The 16467-nt window shown below is 43.4% G+C and carries 14 protein-coding genes; 12 read left to right on the plus strand and 2 right to left on the minus strand.

The window, feature by feature from the left end; translation table 11 throughout:
* From NSS67_RS09395 to NSS67_RS09430, 8 genes are all read left to right on the plus strand, one after another.
* Entirely contained in the window at positions 1 to 2184 is a 2184-nt protein-coding gene (locus NSS67_RS09395) for a UvrD-helicase domain-containing protein (protein ID WP_339319292.1), read from the plus strand.
* 397 nt (positions 2185 to 2581) lie between these two features.
* The gene (locus tag NSS67_RS09400; protein WP_339319293.1) at positions 2582 to 2863 is read left to right on the plus strand and encodes a CD3324 family protein; all 282 of its coding nucleotides are present in this window, start codon (positions 2582 to 2584) and stop codon (positions 2861 to 2863) included.
* Positions 2864 to 3366: 503 nt separating this feature from the next.
* Entirely contained in the window at positions 3367 to 4671 is a 1305-nt protein-coding gene (locus NSS67_RS09405) for a replication-associated recombination protein A (protein WP_339319294.1), read from the plus strand.
* A 378-nt stretch (positions 4672 to 5049) separates the two neighbouring features.
* Positions 5050 to 6066 carry an ABC transporter ATP-binding protein gene (locus tag NSS67_RS09410; protein ID WP_339319295.1) on the plus strand — a complete coding sequence of 339 codons (1017 nt, stop codon included), beginning with the start codon at positions 5050 to 5052 and terminating at the stop codon, positions 6064 to 6066.
* Positions 6053 to 6988, plus strand: a complete 936-nt coding sequence (locus NSS67_RS09415; protein ID WP_339319296.1) for an ATP-binding cassette domain-containing protein — start codon at positions 6053 to 6055, stop codon at positions 6986 to 6988. The genes NSS67_RS09410 and NSS67_RS09415 overlap by 14 nt, the downstream gene beginning before the upstream one ends.
* A gap of 4 nt (positions 6989 to 6992) precedes the next feature.
* Complete coding sequence (gene opp4B, locus NSS67_RS09420; protein WP_339319297.1) at positions 6993 to 7955, plus strand: oligopeptide ABC transporter permease; 963 nt, start codon at positions 6993 to 6995, stop codon at positions 7953 to 7955.
* Positions 7956 to 7982: 27 nt separating this feature from the next.
* Positions 7983 to 8888, plus strand: a complete 906-nt coding sequence (locus NSS67_RS09425; RefSeq protein WP_339319298.1) for an ABC transporter permease — start codon at positions 7983 to 7985, stop codon at positions 8886 to 8888.
* 19 nt (positions 8889 to 8907) lie between these two features.
* Positions 8908 to 10755 carry an oligopeptide ABC transporter substrate-binding protein gene (locus NSS67_RS09430; protein WP_339319299.1) on the plus strand — a complete coding sequence of 616 codons (1848 nt, stop codon included), beginning with the start codon at positions 8908 to 8910 and terminating at the stop codon, positions 10753 to 10755.
* Between the two features lie 373 nt (positions 10756 to 11128).
* On the opposite strand, the gene mnmA is transcribed toward NSS67_RS09430, so the two are convergent.
* The gene (gene mnmA / locus NSS67_RS09435) at positions 11129 to 12250 is read right to left on the minus strand and encodes a tRNA 2-thiouridine(34) synthase MnmA (RefSeq protein WP_339320553.1); all 1122 of its coding nucleotides are present in this window, start codon (positions 12248 to 12250) and stop codon (positions 11129 to 11131) included.
* Positions 12251 to 12542: 292 nt separating this feature from the next.
* On the opposite strand from mnmA, the gene NSS67_RS09440 reads away from it, so the two are divergent.
* From NSS67_RS09440 to NSS67_RS09450, 3 genes are all read left to right on the plus strand, one after another.
* Positions 12543 to 12962: an Rrf2 family transcriptional regulator gene (locus NSS67_RS09440; RefSeq protein WP_339319300.1), complete on the plus strand. Its 420-nt coding sequence runs from the start codon at positions 12543 to 12545 to the stop codon at positions 12960 to 12962.
* 246 nt (positions 12963 to 13208) lie between these two features.
* Positions 13209 to 13712, plus strand: coding sequence for a hypothetical protein (locus NSS67_RS09445; protein WP_339319301.1), 504 nt, complete (start codon positions 13209 to 13211; stop codon positions 13710 to 13712).
* Positions 13713 to 13793: 81 nt separating this feature from the next.
* Positions 13794 to 14534, plus strand: a complete 741-nt coding sequence (locus NSS67_RS09450) for a class I SAM-dependent methyltransferase (RefSeq protein ID WP_339319302.1) — start codon at positions 13794 to 13796, stop codon at positions 14532 to 14534.
* Between the two features lie 100 nt (positions 14535 to 14634).
* Here the strand turns inward: NSS67_RS09450 and NSS67_RS09455 are convergent, their stop codons facing one another.
* On the minus strand, positions 14635 to 15879 hold the full coding sequence (locus NSS67_RS09455) for a sialidase family protein (protein ID WP_339319303.1): 1245 nt from the start codon (positions 15877 to 15879) through the stop codon (positions 14635 to 14637).
* 166 nt (positions 15880 to 16045) lie between these two features.
* Between NSS67_RS09455 and NSS67_RS09460 the strand changes: the two genes are divergently transcribed.
* Entirely contained in the window at positions 16046 to 16420 is a 375-nt protein-coding gene (locus NSS67_RS09460; RefSeq protein ID WP_339319304.1) for a hypothetical protein, read from the plus strand.
* The last annotated feature ends 47 nt before the right edge of the window (positions 16421 to 16467 follow it).

Consider the following 16467-nt stretch of genomic DNA (forward strand, 5'->3'; position numbering starts at 1 on the left):
TTGGAAGACAACTTTCAAAGTGCCTATCAAGAGGAAGAAGACAGGCTGAATCAAGCGCTTGCTGAGATCGACACCTTACTGGAGAAGCTTAACCAGACCCCGGTGTACACGGGACACGATTATACGGAACAAGTGTTAGAAGCGAACCGTGAACAGAAGCGCAAAGATCTTGCCAAGCTTCGGCAGGAGCCTTATTTCGGACGGCTTGATTTTCAGGGCAATGATGAGAAGCAGCGGAAGGCACTCTATATAGGCAAAATCGGCGTAGACCGCGAGCAGGTAAGCGACCGTCCGCTTGTCATCGACTGGCGCGCACCGGTAGCAAGCCTGTTCTATTCGTTTACCGGTGGTACGGAGCCAGCCTCCTATGAAGCTCCTGAGGGACTGATAGAAGGACTGGTATACCTCAAGCGTAACGTGGTGATCCGGAAGCAAATTCTGGAGCGGGTTGCGGATACGTATAATCGGGAGAGTGATGCACCCGTAGTATCAGACGAGTTTCTCGTCTATCGACTCGGAGAGAACAAAGATAATCGTCTCCGTGATATCGTATCGACCATTCAAGAGGAGCAGGACAAGATTATCCGTGCGGCTAAAAATACAGCATTGATCATTCAGGGCGTAGCGGGAAGCGGTAAAACAACCGTTGCGTTGCATCGACTTGCTTTTCTGCTGTATCAATACAAGGATCAGGTCTCTGCAGAAAAAATGATTATTTTTGCACCGAACCGGATGTTTCTGGATTACATCTCGGATGTATTGCCTGAACTCGGGGTAGGTAATATTGCTCAGAGTACCTTCCCAGATTGGGCGGCAAATGTACTAGGACTAGAGCTTCCAGAACAGGATGCAACAGAGACGCTTAACCGCTGGTTCGAAACCCCTGGTGGAATGCCAGTGATTACAGAAGAGACACCGGGACGTTTCAAGGGCTCAACGGTTCTGATGAGTATTATTGAATCTAGCATTAAGCTGCTGGAGACAAGTTCTGTCCCTGAGGGGGATTTTATCCCGTGGGAAGGCGCTGTGCTGCGCCGCTCGATGATCTTGCGTTGGCATAATGAGGAGTACGCTCCTTATCCGCCAGCGAAGCGGAAGGAACGTGTAATGGCACGAATTCATCGCTGGATTGAGATGGAACTGAAGAAGAGTCCTTCTGCTGCTGCTATGAAGGAGCGCAAGAAAAAAGGTGCGCAGCGAGAGAAGGCATACAGCGCAAAATGGCCTAAGTATGATCCGCTGACGATCTACAAGCAAATCTTCCGTGCGGCTAAAGTCCCAGAGGATTGGCCGGTGAATCCACCAGAGAATATTCCGGTAGCAGTGCTAAAGGAAACGGTAAAAGAGCTGAAAAAAGGGATCATACGCGAAGAAGATTTACCACCTCTGCTGTATATCCATTATCTGTTGAATGGGAACGAAGGCGGCAATCGTTTTGACCATGTGGTAATTGATGAAGCTCAGGATTTCTCCCCCTTCCAAATTGCTGTGCTGGATTTATACGTGCGAGGACATTCCTTTACCATTCTAGGCGATCTGTCGCAGGGGATACATGCTTATAAAGGCGTACACGCATGGGAAGAGATGCAAACCTTGTTTGCCCCTGAGAACACGGCTTATCATGCACTGACACGTAGTTATCGTTCTACCATGGAAATTATAGATTTCGCTAATGGAATTCTATCGTCGGGTGTAGAAAGCTCGTTGTTAGCTGTTCCCGTCTTTCGTAGTGGGGACCCTGTTCGGATGATCGCCTACGGGGAAGGCGTCGGAGAGCGCGAAGGCGAAGGGGATGCTCGTTTGAGCACCCTGCAATCGGCGCTGAAGTCCTTGTCTGGAGGGGAATATCGTACGGTAGCTGTACTAACACGTAGTCTACGTGAAGCCACAGAGCTGTACGCTGAACTCGCCCAGCATTTTGAGGATATTCATCTGATTGACGGTAGCATGACACAATATCAGGGTGGACTATCGGTGCTACCTGTGTATTTATCTAAAGGTTTGGAGTTTGATGCGGTAATCTTAGCGGATGCCGATAAAGACCATTACGGAGCTACTGCTTGGGATGCGAAGCTGATGTATGTCGGCTGTACACGTGCGCTTCACGAGCTATGGTTGCTTCATAATGGGGAAATGCCTTCCTATGTGCAATCGACGGCTGGAAGCGATTCTGAGGGGGATTAAGACTGGTGGAGAACGATTATAACTGTTCTTGAACTTGTAACTACCCTACAGGTATGGCTTAATAATAAGTGTCCGGCCGGGCAAGAACACTTCTGGAAGGAGGCTGATTGAGATGATTTCAGTATACGAGGTGGTTTCCGTCTAAGACGGAAACCCGCTTAAAGCGAGGAGGCCGTAAGGCCTCCTTATTTCAAAAACATAAGAGCTATAAGTACCGATCATTCATTAGGATGATGAAATATAAAATGGAATGTAGACGCTATCAAGTGGTTTTTATATAATGAAATTACGGATTTTCCAAATATGAGGAGAAGAAAGGAGGCAGGTGACGTGGAAATTACTATGTCAGTAGTTGACGGACGCAAAGGGACACACCTGTTGAAGGAGGAAATGCAAGTTGAGTTATGTAAATGGGAAGGATGTGCTCCCCCCTGGCTTGCTAGAAGAGCTTCAGGGATACATCCAAGGTGAACTGCTCTACATCCCAAAGAGGACGGAAGAGCGAGTTCGATGGGGCGAGAATAGTGGTACGAGGAAAGAAATAGCGAATCGTAATAAGGAAATTTTCAGTTGTCATCGAAGCGGTGATTCCGTAGCAGAGCTTCAGAAGAAGTATCATCTGTCGGAAGAAAGCATTCGTAAAATCATATCAAAAATGCGGCTGGCAGTAAATTGCTAGCTTATAATTTGAAAAAAGAGCATGGCTCCCGCCTTTCTAAGACGAGATCATGCTCTTTTTATTTCGTGTTTCCGGACTGGATGTGCTTAAGTCAATAGAGCGGACACGGTAAAAAGGTCATTTCGGACCCAGATGCAGCTATTTGTGATTTTCGGGTCATTATGCGCTAGTATCGGACAGTATAGCACTTATTGCACCGGATTTGCGCGATATTGGGTTATATTTATGGGAATAGCTGCAATTGAGTCCGATAGCACGAAAAAACACCCTAAATCTTCGAAATAAGGGCGCCTGAGTCCGATTATCGGAGATTGCAAATTGGATCCATATCCGTCGTCCCCTTACCTCTGATGAAGCGGCTGAATTTATTAAGGACCGAGCCGTAGGTGAGGTTTTTCTAAAGAGGATGCCGAAGGCGTTTTAGCTTGTTGGTACTTAAAAATGGTATGATAGAGAGAGCTTTACAATGTGCTTTTACAAGAATATAGCAAGGAAGTGGAGTTATGGATTTGTTTTCTATGGGAGAGGACACCGGGGGCGGACGGCTGCTTGCCGACCGAATGAGACCGGAGAATCTGGATGAATATATTGGTCAAGAACATATTATAGGTCGGGGAAAGCTGCTAAGAAGAGCGATTGAGGCAGACCAGGTCTCTTCGATTTTGCTCTATGGACCTCCTGGATGTGGCAAAACAACACTGGCTCATATTATTTCTCATCACACGCAAGGAGAATTCGTGCGCCTGAATGCGGTGGAAGCATCCGTGAAGGATGTTCGGGAAGTCATTGAACGAGCTCAAAATAATAAAACACTATATGGCTCCAAGACCATTCTGTTTCTGGACGAGGTACATCGTTTTAACAGCTCGCGTCAGGATGCACTATTGCCTGCTGTAGAAAAAGGAACCATTACATTTATTGGCGCAACTACGGAGAATCCATTCCATTACGTTAACGGAGCGCTTATGAGCCGTTCTACCTTGTTTCAGCTGGAGGCGCTAACGAGTGAACACAGTTTGGTGGCGATGCGCAGGGCTTTAGCGGACAAGGATAGAGGGCTTGGATTCATGGAGCTTCAGGTCGATGAAGATGCTTTGCAGCATATTGCTACCATGGCCAATGGAGATATTCGGCGGGCGCTAAATGCCCTGGAGCTTGCTGCGTTAACTACTGCTCCACAGATAGATGGAAGTGTGCATATCACGCTAGAGGTGGCGGAAGAGTCGATTCGGCGCCCCATTGTGAAGGCTGATGAATCGACGCAATATGATGTACTGTCTGCTTTTCATAAAAGCATTCGTGGATCTAGTGACGCCGCGTTGTTCTGGTTTCTATATGCGGTTGAGAAGCTTGGGATGGACCCGATGACTTTTATTCGTCGTCTGATTGCGGCCAGCAGCGAGGATATTGGATTGGCGAACCCCCAGGCTATGGTTCAAGCGGTGAGTGCACTTGAAGCCTATCGGAATAATGGCTGGCCAGAGGCGAAGCTTAATATTGCCCAAGCGATCCTGTTTGCGGTAGAGAGTCCGAAGTCTAATGCGGTTTATACTGCGATTTCAAATGCAATGGCGAGTATGGATGAGATTAAATCCGCCGAGGTGCCGCTGCATTTACGTGATACGCATTATAAAGGCGCAGCTGCGCTAGGGCATGAGGGGTATCAATATCCGCACAATTTTCCGGGGCATTATGTGAAACAGGAGTATCTGCCTAAGGAGATTTCTCAGCGTGTCTTTTATCAAGCGACCGAGCAAGGAAATGAAATTAAGATTCGTCACAATCAACGGCTTAGGGCGGAACAATAGCCCGCTAGTGACTGTAATACCTTCCATTTTCATACTGAAAAGCAAATGAATTTAATACATTCACAAAATTATTTATTCCAAAAAAAGGCGGCCTAGAGCCGTTTTTTTGTTGTCTGCGTTACTTTTAATCACATCGATTGAAATTTTTTTTATAGGAAAAGATTGATAATTTACCATAAGTTAATTAAAATGAACTACAAAGTTACGGGAAAACAATTTTTAAATCCGATGGAACTACTTATAGTATCCTTAATGGTGTTAATTATCTTAACAGTTCATGTTTTGATATGTTTCATGAAAATGAAAATTATTTATATCAAAATTTACATAATATTTCACTATGCAAATTTTGAAATTATTGCTGTTAGGGGGATTAATTTGAGCGAAGAACTACTAGAAATCAAGAATTTATCGACATCGTTCAGGATCGCAGATGATTATTATGCTGCAGTAGATGATGTAACCCTGTCCGTTCGTAAAAATGAGATTCTTGCTATTGTTGGAGAGTCTGGTTCTGGAAAAAGTGCGCTCGCCTTTTCGATCATGGGATTGCACACCAGAGCAAAAATAGACGGGCATATTAATTACAAGGGACAGGACATCGTTAACATGTCCCCGGCCGCTTTAAACAAACTGCGAGGTCAAGAGATGTCGATGATCTTTCAGGATCCTTTATCCGCTTTAAATCCGCTTATGATTATCGGTTCACAGATTGAAGAAGTACTCATTTTGCATGATTCCAAGCTTTCAAAGAAACAGAGGAAAGAGAAGGTCATTGATCTTCTGACCAAGGTTGGAATCTCCCGTCCCGAACATACATATCAGCAGTACCCCCACGAACTATCTGGTGGAATGAGGCAGAGGGTTGTAATCGCGATTGCGATTGCTAATGGCCCCAAGCTCTTGATCGCCGATGAGCCGACTACGGCACTAGATGTAACTATTCAATTACAAATCCTTGAACTAATTAAAAGATTAAAAAACGATATGCAAGCAGGCATTATCCTAATCACTCATGATCTAGGGGTTGTGAGCGAAATGGCTGACCGGGTTGCGGTCATGTACGCTGGGCAAATTGTAGAAATTGCAGATATTTATACGTTAACCTCTAATCCGAAGCATCCGTATACAAGATCCTTATTGAATTCCATTCCAACTGTTAAAGAAGAGAAATCCAGACTTCATGTGATTCAGGGAATCGTCCCACCACTACAGAATCTTCCGCGTAAAGGATGTCGTTTCTCAGCTCGAACGCCTTGGATTCCTGAATGGGAGCATGAGGAAAATCCACAGCTGCATGAAGTTGCACCCGGACATTTCGTTCGCTGCACCTGTCATAACAATTTTCATTTCCCTGATACTAACGAGGAGGCAAGCCACAATGGGACTTCTTGAGGTTAAAGATTTAAAGGTTCATTTTCCGATTCACGGAGGCATCTTCCGAAAAGAAGTGGGTGAGGTCAAAGCTGTAGACAATGTTAGTTTTTCCATTGAAGCAGGGCAAACCTATGGTTTGGTTGGTGAATCCGGTTCCGGTAAGACGACTACAGGCCGTGCGATCATCGGACTCAATTCTATTACTAGCGGCAGTGTTATTTTTGAAGGACAGGATTTAGCTTTAAAAGGTGTACGTAAGCAAAGAAATGTGCGCAAAGACATTCAGATGATCTTTCAGGATCCATACTCGTCCTTAAACCCTAAGAAACGTGTGCTGGATATTATTGCTGAACCCTTGCGTAATTTCGAAAAAATGTCTCCGGGGGAAGAAAAACGCCGCGTGCAGGAACTACTTTTGCAGGTAGGTTTAAGCCCTGAGAACATCCTTAAATATCCGCATGAATTTTCGGGAGGCCAGCGGCAGCGGATCGGAATTGCAAGAGCGATTGCACTCAAACCGAAGTTGATTATTGCGGATGAGCCTGTCTCTGCGCTGGATGTCTCCGTACAGGCACAGGTGCTGAATTTTATGCAGGATATTCAAAAAGAACTGAATCTTACTTTTTTGTTTATCAGTCATGATCTCGGGATCATCAGACATATGTGTGATCACATTGGGATTATGTATAAAGGACGTCATGTGGAGCAAGGCACTGCTAAAGATATTTTTGACAATCCTCGGCATATTTATACTAAACGTCTTATTGCTGCCATTCCTGATATTGATCCGAAGCAAAGAGAGAAGCAGACGGAGTTTAGGAAATCAGTAAGTATGGAATATGAACAAGCGCACCGGAATTATTTTGATGAAGAAGGCATGCCTTATCCATTGAAATCCATTTCCGAGACTCATCTGGTAGCCTTGCCTGAGAAAGGTTGAGAATATGTGGAAGATTATCGTTCGTAGAATTCTTATTATGATTCCTCAAATATTTCTGTTAAGTATTCTTGTTTTTCTTATGGCGAAGGCGATGCCGGGAGATGCGTTATCAGGGATGCTTGATCCGAATGTTGATCCTGCGGCAATCGAAGCGATGAGAGAAAAGCTTGGCTTAAATGATCCATGGTACATCCAGTATTGGGACTGGATCACGAAAGCGATACAAGGTGATTTTGGTCAGTCTTTCCGTTTCAAAATGCCTGTTTCTGAGCTTATTGGTCAACGTCTCATGAATACCCTTTGGCTGGCGATTGTCACGCTGATCCTTACATATCTTATTGCTATTCCACTTGGTATTATTAGCGGTCGTTACAATGATTCATGGCTGGACCGGCTAATTACTGGATACACCTATATTGGTTTTGCTGCACCATTGTTTATTTTCGCCCTCTTAATGGTTTGGGTCTTCGGTTTTCACTTTCATTGGTTTCCTACTAGCGGTAGTGTCAGTCCTGGAGAAGTTCCGGGTACGCTAAGTCACTTCTGGAGTAAAATTTACCATCTGCTTCTGCCTGCGTTATCTATGGCGCTCATTGCAACGGTGGGGACAGTACAATATTTGCGGAATGAGATCATTGATACAAAGCAAAAGGACTTTATTCTCACAGCAAGAGCCAAAGGAGCTTCAGAGTCACGCGTCTACAACCGCCATATTTTGCGAAATTCCTTATTGCCGATCGCTGCATTTTTCGGGTATGAGATTACTGGACTGATTGGCGGAACGGTGTTCGTTGAAAGTATCTTTAGCTATCCGGGTATGGGTATGCTGTTTCTCAGCTCGATAACGATAAGGGATTTCAGCGTAGTAACGGCTCTCGTTCTTCTGTATGGGATTGCTGCCATCGTCGGTGCGTTGTTATCAGACATCATATTAAGTATCGTAGATCCGCGTATCCGGATTAAATAAGAAGATGAACACTTTGAGGTGAATGAAATGGCAAAGACAAGCGCAGAGATAGCTCTGCTGCAGGAAACAGATAAAAGTCCATCAGGCTTCAAAATTGTTTGGCGTGAGATCGTGCGGGATAAACTGGCTTTGGTCTCACTGATTTTCCTATTTGCGATTATTGCCGCTGTGTATGGAATTTCCTTATTTTTAGATCAAAAAGAAATTGTTACGGTTGACTTGTTCGCCCTGTATGAGAAGCCTTCGGCTGTACACTGGCTGGGGACTGATTATGGAGGACGAGATGTATTCGGTCAATTAATTATAGGCACACGAAATTCCATGTCGATTGCTTTTATGGTTACTTTTTTTACGGGAATCATCGGTATACTAGTTGGCCTGTTCTCTGGATACTTTGGGGGAACGGTAGATAATATTTCGATGCGTGTTGTAGATTTCTTCATGATTTTGCCTTTTATAATGATTGTTATAGCTTTCGTAAGTGCAGTTCCTAAATACAATACGTTAACCTTCTCCTTTATTATGACTGCCTTTCTATGGATGGGGATTGCCAGGTTAATTCGTTCCAAGACGTTACAAGAGAAGGAACTGGATTACGTTCAGGCATCTAAGACCCTAGGCTCCTCCAATCTTAAAATTATGTTCACACAAGTGCTGCCGAACTTAAGCTCAATCATTATCGTCACGATGACTTTAAATTTGGCAGCTAATATTGGATTGGAATCAGGCCTATCCTTTCTAGGTTTTGGTTTTCCAGAAAGTACACCCAGTCTGGGTACTCTAGTAAGCTACGCGAGAAATCCGCAAACGCTTGAGTTCAGATGGTGGATCTGGTTACCCGCATCACTGCTGATCCTAGTATTGATGTTGAGTATAAATAATGTGGGTCAAGCGCTCAAACGTGCGACCGACGCAAGACAAAGAAAAGGATAATAAGGGAGGAAATGATTAAATGAGAAAACCCATCCGTTCAAAGGCACTACTAGTTTCACTAATGTTTGTAATGTTGTTCGCCCTTGCAGCCTGTGGCTCCAAGAACAACAACGGAGCGGCTGAGTCAACAGCTGCACCAAGTGCCAGTGCCCCTGCGGAAACCGCAGAAGCGACGGCAGCGCCTGAAGCAGAAGACGGACTTTATAACATTAAAGATTTCAGTAACATTAAGACTAATCAAGGTGAAGCTATTGATGGCGGAACGATTACTTTTGGACTCGTTTCCGACAGTCCATTTGAAGGTACCTTGAACTTGAACTTCTATTCTGGAGCTCCAGATGCTGAAGTGCTGAATTGGTTCGATGAGGGCTTGTTAACTTGGGACAAAGACTATGTATACACGAATGATGGTGCAGCAACTTATGAAGTAGCAGAAGATGGACGGACCTTTACCTTTACGATTCGCGACAATGTAAACTGGCAGGACGGTAAGCCAGTGACAGCAGAAGATTGGCTGTTCGCGCATGAGGTTATTGGTAATCCGAAATATGATGGTCCACGTTACGGCTCTGACTTTACGAATATTGAAGGTATGGAAGAATACCACTCCGGAAAAGCAAAGACCATTTCTGGTATTAAAGTACTGGGTGAGAAGAAGCTGCAAATTACTTATCTTAAATCTTCACCTTCCCTGTTAACGGGTGGCATATGGATTTATCCATTAGCTAAGCATATCTTTGGTGGCATGGATGTTGCCAAAATCTCCTCATCCCCTGAAGTTCGTCAAAAGCCAATTGGTTTCGGAGCTTTTAAAGTGGAAAGCATCGTTCCTGGTGAGTCTGTAGTATTCGTTAAGAATGAAGATTACTGGCGCGGCGCACCTAAACTGGATAAAGTAATTTTGAAGGTAATCAACCCAACGACTGTTGTGCAAGAACTGAAGTCTGGTGGAGTTGACTTGGTGGATGCCTTCCCTATTGATCAATTCCCAGATAATGCAAAAATGTCAAATGTCGAGTATCTCGGTGCTGTTGACCGTGCATATACGTATATTGGATTTAAGCTAGGTAAATGGGATGCAGAGAAAAAAGTTGTTGCTACCGATCCTAAAGCTAAAATGGCGGATGTGAACCTGCGTAAAGCAATGTGGGCTGCTGTAGACAATGATACAGTGGGTAAGAAATTCTATAGTGGTCTTCGCTGGAATGCGACAACTTTAATTCCACCTTCCCATCCGGAATTCCATGATGCTTCTAATCCAGGTGTACCTTTTGATCCAGAAGCTGCTAAGAAGATCTTGGATGACGCTGGTTACAAGCTTAACGGTGAATTTAGAACGAATCCGGATGGCAGTGAGCTGAAGATTAATTTCATCTCGATGACCGGATCGGACATTGCTGAACCATTGGCTCAATATTATGTACAATCCTGGAAAGCAATTGGTCTGAATGTAACTTTGGAGATGGTAGAATTTAATACGTTCTATGATCGTGTTGGACAAAATGGTGAGGATGATCCTTCTGTGGATGTTTACCAAGGTGCTTGGACTGTAGGGATTGATGTTGACCCAACAGGTCTTTATGGTAAAGACGCAATCTTTAACTTCTCACGTTACTCCAGTGCAGAGAACGATCGTTTGATGGCCGAAGGGGTCTCCGAGGCTGCATTCGATGTAAATAAACGTAAAGAGATCTATAAAGAATGGCAACAGTTTATGGTTAACGAGATTCCTGTATTCCCTACACTTTATCGTGCGGCCCTAGTTCCGGTAAACAACCGTATACTGAATTATGGAATTGGTGATGGAACTGGACTTTACTATAACGACATTGCGGTTTCTGCAGAAAAATCTGTCGTAGCTCAGTAAGTTAGGAATAGAGCGAGTTAAATTAATACACTAGTTGAAAAAAGAACAGCAGTTCACGGAGAGATCCCTGAACTGCTGTTTTTGTTTGTTCTTGAATTGTTCTATTGATTATTTCTAGCTCTAAATTGAGGTTTTAATTGTATTTTATACAACTAAAACCTCGGGTTAGAGCTTAAAACGAAATATAACTGTATTTCATACATCTATTTATCTGAGAGTACAGACAATTAAAGATATTAGGTGATTTCAACTGTACGGAATACAACTAAATCGAAAAGGGATTCTGAAAACAAGAAATAGCTGTATTAAATACAGCTATTCCATAGATTTTCGTATGTTAGTTAGGGTTGATGTTGTGAGTTGCTGGCTACACTTAAGCTTGTGCTGAAGGAACAACCTTTTCAGCGTATTCGATCGTGCCGCCGCCGAGACATTGCTCACCGAGATAGAAGACAACGGCTTGGCCTGGCGTTATCGCTTTTTGCGGAACATCAAAGTCTACGTTTATCGTTCCATCTTCCCGTGCGGTAAGGGTTACGCCCTGATCAGGCTGGCGATACCGGAATTTCGCAGTGCATTTTAGCGGCTCCTTACCAAGCTCTTGCCCGTTAATCCAGTTAACACCGGAAGCAATCAGACTAGTGGAGTACAGGCTGTGGTGCTTGTCTCCTTGAACTACATAAAGAATGTTGCGGCTAAGGTCTTTCTCAGCTACAAACCAAGGTTCGCCGTTACCGGAGCCACCAATGCCAAGGCCTTGACGCTGACCCAATGTATAGTACATAAGTCCATCGTGGCGGCCTTTGATTTCTCCAGTTGCTATATCTACCATATCACCCGATTGTGCTGGCAGATACTGGCTAAGAAATTCACGGAAGTTACGTTCACCGATGAAGCAAACGCCTGTGCTGTCTTTTTTCTTGGCAGTATAGAGACCAGCTTCTTCGGCAATTCTCCGAACTTCCGGTTTTGGTAGATGACCAATTGGGAACATCGCTTTAGATAGTTGATACTGTCCCAGCGCGTTCAAGAAATAGGTCTGGTCCTTATTGTTGTCTACACCGCGGAGCAGCTTGTACACACCATCTTCTTCTATAACACGTGCATAATGTCCAGTAGCCACATAATCGGCACCAAGCTGAAGGGCTTTGTTCAGGAACTCTCCAAACTTGATCTCTCGGTTGCACATGACGTCTGGATTTGGCGTCCGGCCGGCCTTATATTCATCAAGAAAATAAGAAAATACTTTGTCAAAGTATTCCTTCTCGAAATTAACGGTATAGTAAGGAATATCAATCTGCTCGCATACGCGGCGAACATCCTCTGCGTCGCTTTCGGCCGTACATACTCCGAATTCGTCGGTATCGTCCCAATTTTTCATGAAGATGCCGATGACGTCATAGCCCTGCTGCTTGAGCAGAAGCGCCGTGACGGAGGAATCGACCCCTCCGGACATGCCGACGACGACACGGGTGTCTTGTTTTGCTTTTGTCATCGTAATCACCATTTCTGTACCCAAAATACCGGTCATTCATGGAACACCCGGCTCAAAATGTATTATACCATACCTGTCTACTGTAAACCCTAAAATAAGCGGCTGAAAATAGAGAAATGTCCACCAGGGGTGAACATTCTTGCAAAATGTTTCGTTTGCCATTTCATTTGTGACTTCGAATATGATAACATAAACTAAGAGTAATTATCGGAATACCTTGATATGACAATCGAATGACTTACCGAATCAATAGTATACAATAATCAGAAACTAAACCGAAAGAGGTGCCCCTTTGAAAATTTCAACCAAAGGACGTTACGGACTAACAATTATGATGGAGCTTGCACTGAAATTTGGTGAAGGACCAACCTCACTTAAGAGTATCGCTGAGAAAAACGGACTTTCCGAGCATTATCTAGAGCAACTAATTGCTCCTCTGCGTAACGCAGGACTTGTAAAAAGTATTCGTGGCGCATACGGCGGATACATTCTATCACGTGAGGCCAGTGCTATCACAGCGGGTGACATCATTCGTGTACTAGAGGGTCCAATTTCTCCTGTGGATTTCACTGAAGAAGACGATGCGGCAAAACGGGATTTATGGCTCCGCATTCGCGACAGCATTGCCGACGTATTGGATTCCACAACGCTGCATGACTTGATAAATTATAAAGAAGATAGTTTGGCTGATAACTATATGTTTTATATCTAAAGCTATTTGTACAAATAGCTTTAACGCGTCCTTCTCGAGAAATTTGGGGAGGACTTTTTTTCTTTTTTTTTAAGCTTAGGTGTAGATATTTAATTGATTTTCTAGTAGAAGGTCTGACATTTATTTGGGGAAAATGTTATAATTATTAGATCAGTGTGTAGAGATATTGGTCTTTTTTATGGGGCCAAAAATATATGTCTCATGATACGTCTGCCATCTGAAATTTTATTCACGGAGATGACAAACATGCATGGAGACACAAGACTGCCCCGAAATGGAAAAGAAGGTATAATATTTTTACTCATTATTTCAATCATTTCAGTAAACACTATTGCGCCTATTATTGTGGGGTTGGAACGCGGCTTCAGTAAGGAAGTGTATCTAGATACACTAAAGATTATTCCGTTTATGTGGATGATCGTAATTTTATCCGTAAGATTAGTTGTAGGACCGATTGTAGGGAAAGTGATGCCAAAATTCATAGGACAAACCGATGGATTTAATGCTAGGGTTCTATTGAACACATTATTAAATGTCTCGGTGTTGTCGATTTTACTATCGATTATTGGTACATGGGTGGGGACAAAACATATAAGTCTTGATCCACTAAAAAACTTCCTTCACATCTGGCCTAGAAACTTTGGTATAGCATTTTGGATTGAACTATTGGTCGCGCAGCCGATAGCTAGATTTGCAATGAAAACATTACATGCACGGCAGGATCGTAAAACAGAAAGTGTAAATGCATAGCTGGCATATAAAGATATTTAGGGAACGTCCATGAGGGGCGTTCTTTTTTTAAGCACTCGTGAACAGAGAGGGGAAACCAAATTGAATGAGCAAGGTAGAAAAAATAAAAAGGCATGGGAATATCGAGCGTATGAGTTTTGGAATAAACGAGATGGTTCTCCTGAGGAAAAAGCAAATCAGATATTAGAAAATCCAAGAGCATCTCTTAAAAAGCATAAAGACCATTTTGAACATGTCAGAGGGAAAAGGATTGCCAATCTTTGTGGATCAAATGGTAGAAAAGCTGTTCCGTTAGCATTATTAGGAGCAGAGGTAACTGTATTCGACATCTCTGAGAAAAATAGAAAGTATGCTTTAGAACTGGCTGAATGCGCAAATACCACAATAGATTATATTGTCACTGATATTTATGATATAGATCTGAAGAAGTTCGGAGGATATTTTGACATCCTATATTTAGAAGGAGGGATATTGCATTATTTCGGCGATCTCGAAATGTTTATGACTATTCTTTATGGTTTATTGAAGGATGGCGGGAAAATGATTCTAAGTGATTTTCATCCCCTAAGTAAATGTATCTTAACCCATGGAGAAGTAAACTATTTTGATACGGAATTAAGAAATGGAGATGTGGCGTATAAAGGTTCCTTTGACAAAAAGGAACAGCTCGATTTTCCTGATGTCTCCATTCGATTGTACACTCTGAGCGACATTATCAATTCGGTTGTTGCATCAGGGTTCGAACTACGCAAGTTTGATGAACATCGTGGATGGAATAATGAAAATATCCCCTGGGAATTTACGATACTGGCGGATAAATAGCTATAAAGTTATACATGAAAAAACGCAGAGCCATTTCAGATGGCCATGCGTTTTTTATTGAATGATAAGTCTAGCTTTATAGATATAATAAGATCTCCATTTATGTGATAACTATATCGGAATACCCTGCAAATATAGTCTGCGTCCCTGGACTCGTATCCGTCCATACCCCGATGTACCCGCCAGGAGGAACGGAAGTGATATCAATATAATCCCCGATTAAGGTTACAGGTCCTACACCGCCGGCATTCGGATCAAAGGATACATTTGTTATTCTGGTATTCGTAAATGTCTGACCACCGTTAATGGAACGTGCTACGTATACATCTAGTAAGAATCCATTAACTTGGTTGCTGTAATAGATCACATTTACTACGCCAGTCAAAGGATCGACATCAATCGCTGGGAAGAAGTTCTGAGATCCTGCTGGAGCACCGGTAATGCTGACCGGAGCACTCCAAGTCATGCCCCTGTCATTTGAAATGGACATGAAGATATCAGAATACCCTTGGCGGAAATCCTGCCAGATGGTATACACCCGGTTAGTAAAGGGGCCAACCGATCGATCAGTTGAAACATTGGCAAATGTTAAGACTCGGAAAGCATAGCCCGGAACTGGTAAAACTATGGGTACAGGCACGATCGTGGATACGAGGACAGGGGCAGCAAACGTCGTTCCGCCATCCAAAGAGGTTCGGATCACAAATCGGAATTCAGGGTTTGTTGTAACCCAAGCGCCATACACCGTACCTATCAAATCCACCGCAACATCGGGACGTTCTACTTGAGTTGCTTCGCTGGATAGTAGAACTGGGGTATCCCATGTGGCTCCATCATCTCGGGACCGACTAAGGAATGCTGTTGAATTACCTCCATTAGCTACATTGAACTGATGATTGTAGGAAACATAGATGTTTCCTAAATATGGGCTAGATTGTCCAACGTCGATTGTGATATTCGTTTCGTCATTATTAATGTAGGTGCCATAACCACTGCTTACAATTACAGGACTGCTGAAAGTAGTACCGTTGTCGGTGGAAATATAGAATATAGTCGTTCCATCTGAAGCGCCGGGAAATGCATGTGCAGAAATGGCAAATGTATTGGGAAAGGAATACGCAACAGCAGGCGCTTCGGCTCCAGTAAATCCTGGCGGCAAAGGCAGTAAAGATTGCGACCAGTTTGCACCGCCATCTAGCGAGCGATACATTCCTATTAATGGAACTCCGGTCGTAGTATCGACAGCTACTGCGATCATAATTCCGGGAATGAGCAGATTCACAGCGATATAAGGTTCGAACTTTGGTGGTAAACCCGTCGTAACCTGGAAATTGAAATTTGTCATTGTCACCCCTCCTTTTTATTCTTCGATTTATGATATGTAACTAGCGGAAAAGAAACTGTGTACATGTCTAGTTAGCTATTAATCCACGCATTTCCCCTTCCTCTTGCCTCACAACTTCCGGCATTCTTTCGAATAAGTTGATAGAAAACAAGGGAGGAGTGAGAAAATGCCTTATACCACTGGTCTTATTACAAATACAAGAGCAACAGGAACTGCAGCAAGTTATGTGGCTGTTAGTGTTCGTAATACTAGCAACGCAAACGCAATGGTGGTCGTTGAAGTCTTTGGCGTACCGTATTCAACGCTTGCACTTACCCCGCTTTATGTCACAGGTTATTATGTTCCAGCAATGAGTTCCGATATTAGAGAGTTCTTCATTGCGGGGAATGTGTCTTACGAGGTTCAGATAAGTACCCCTTATCCATTAGCAAATGTAGTATGCTCTATGTACGGATTGGATGAGTTTGGAAATCTTGTTACCGATCAGAGAGTACTTCAATCTGAATTAACTGAGATTACCGCACTTTCTTTACCTGTATAACATTAATTAATGGAAAAAATTAAGCAGCGATCCCCGGAAGGACTAGG

Source organism: Paenibacillus sp. FSL R10-2734 (genome assembly GCF_037963865.1).
Lineage (GTDB): Bacteria > Bacillota > Bacilli > Paenibacillales > Paenibacillaceae > Paenibacillus_AQ.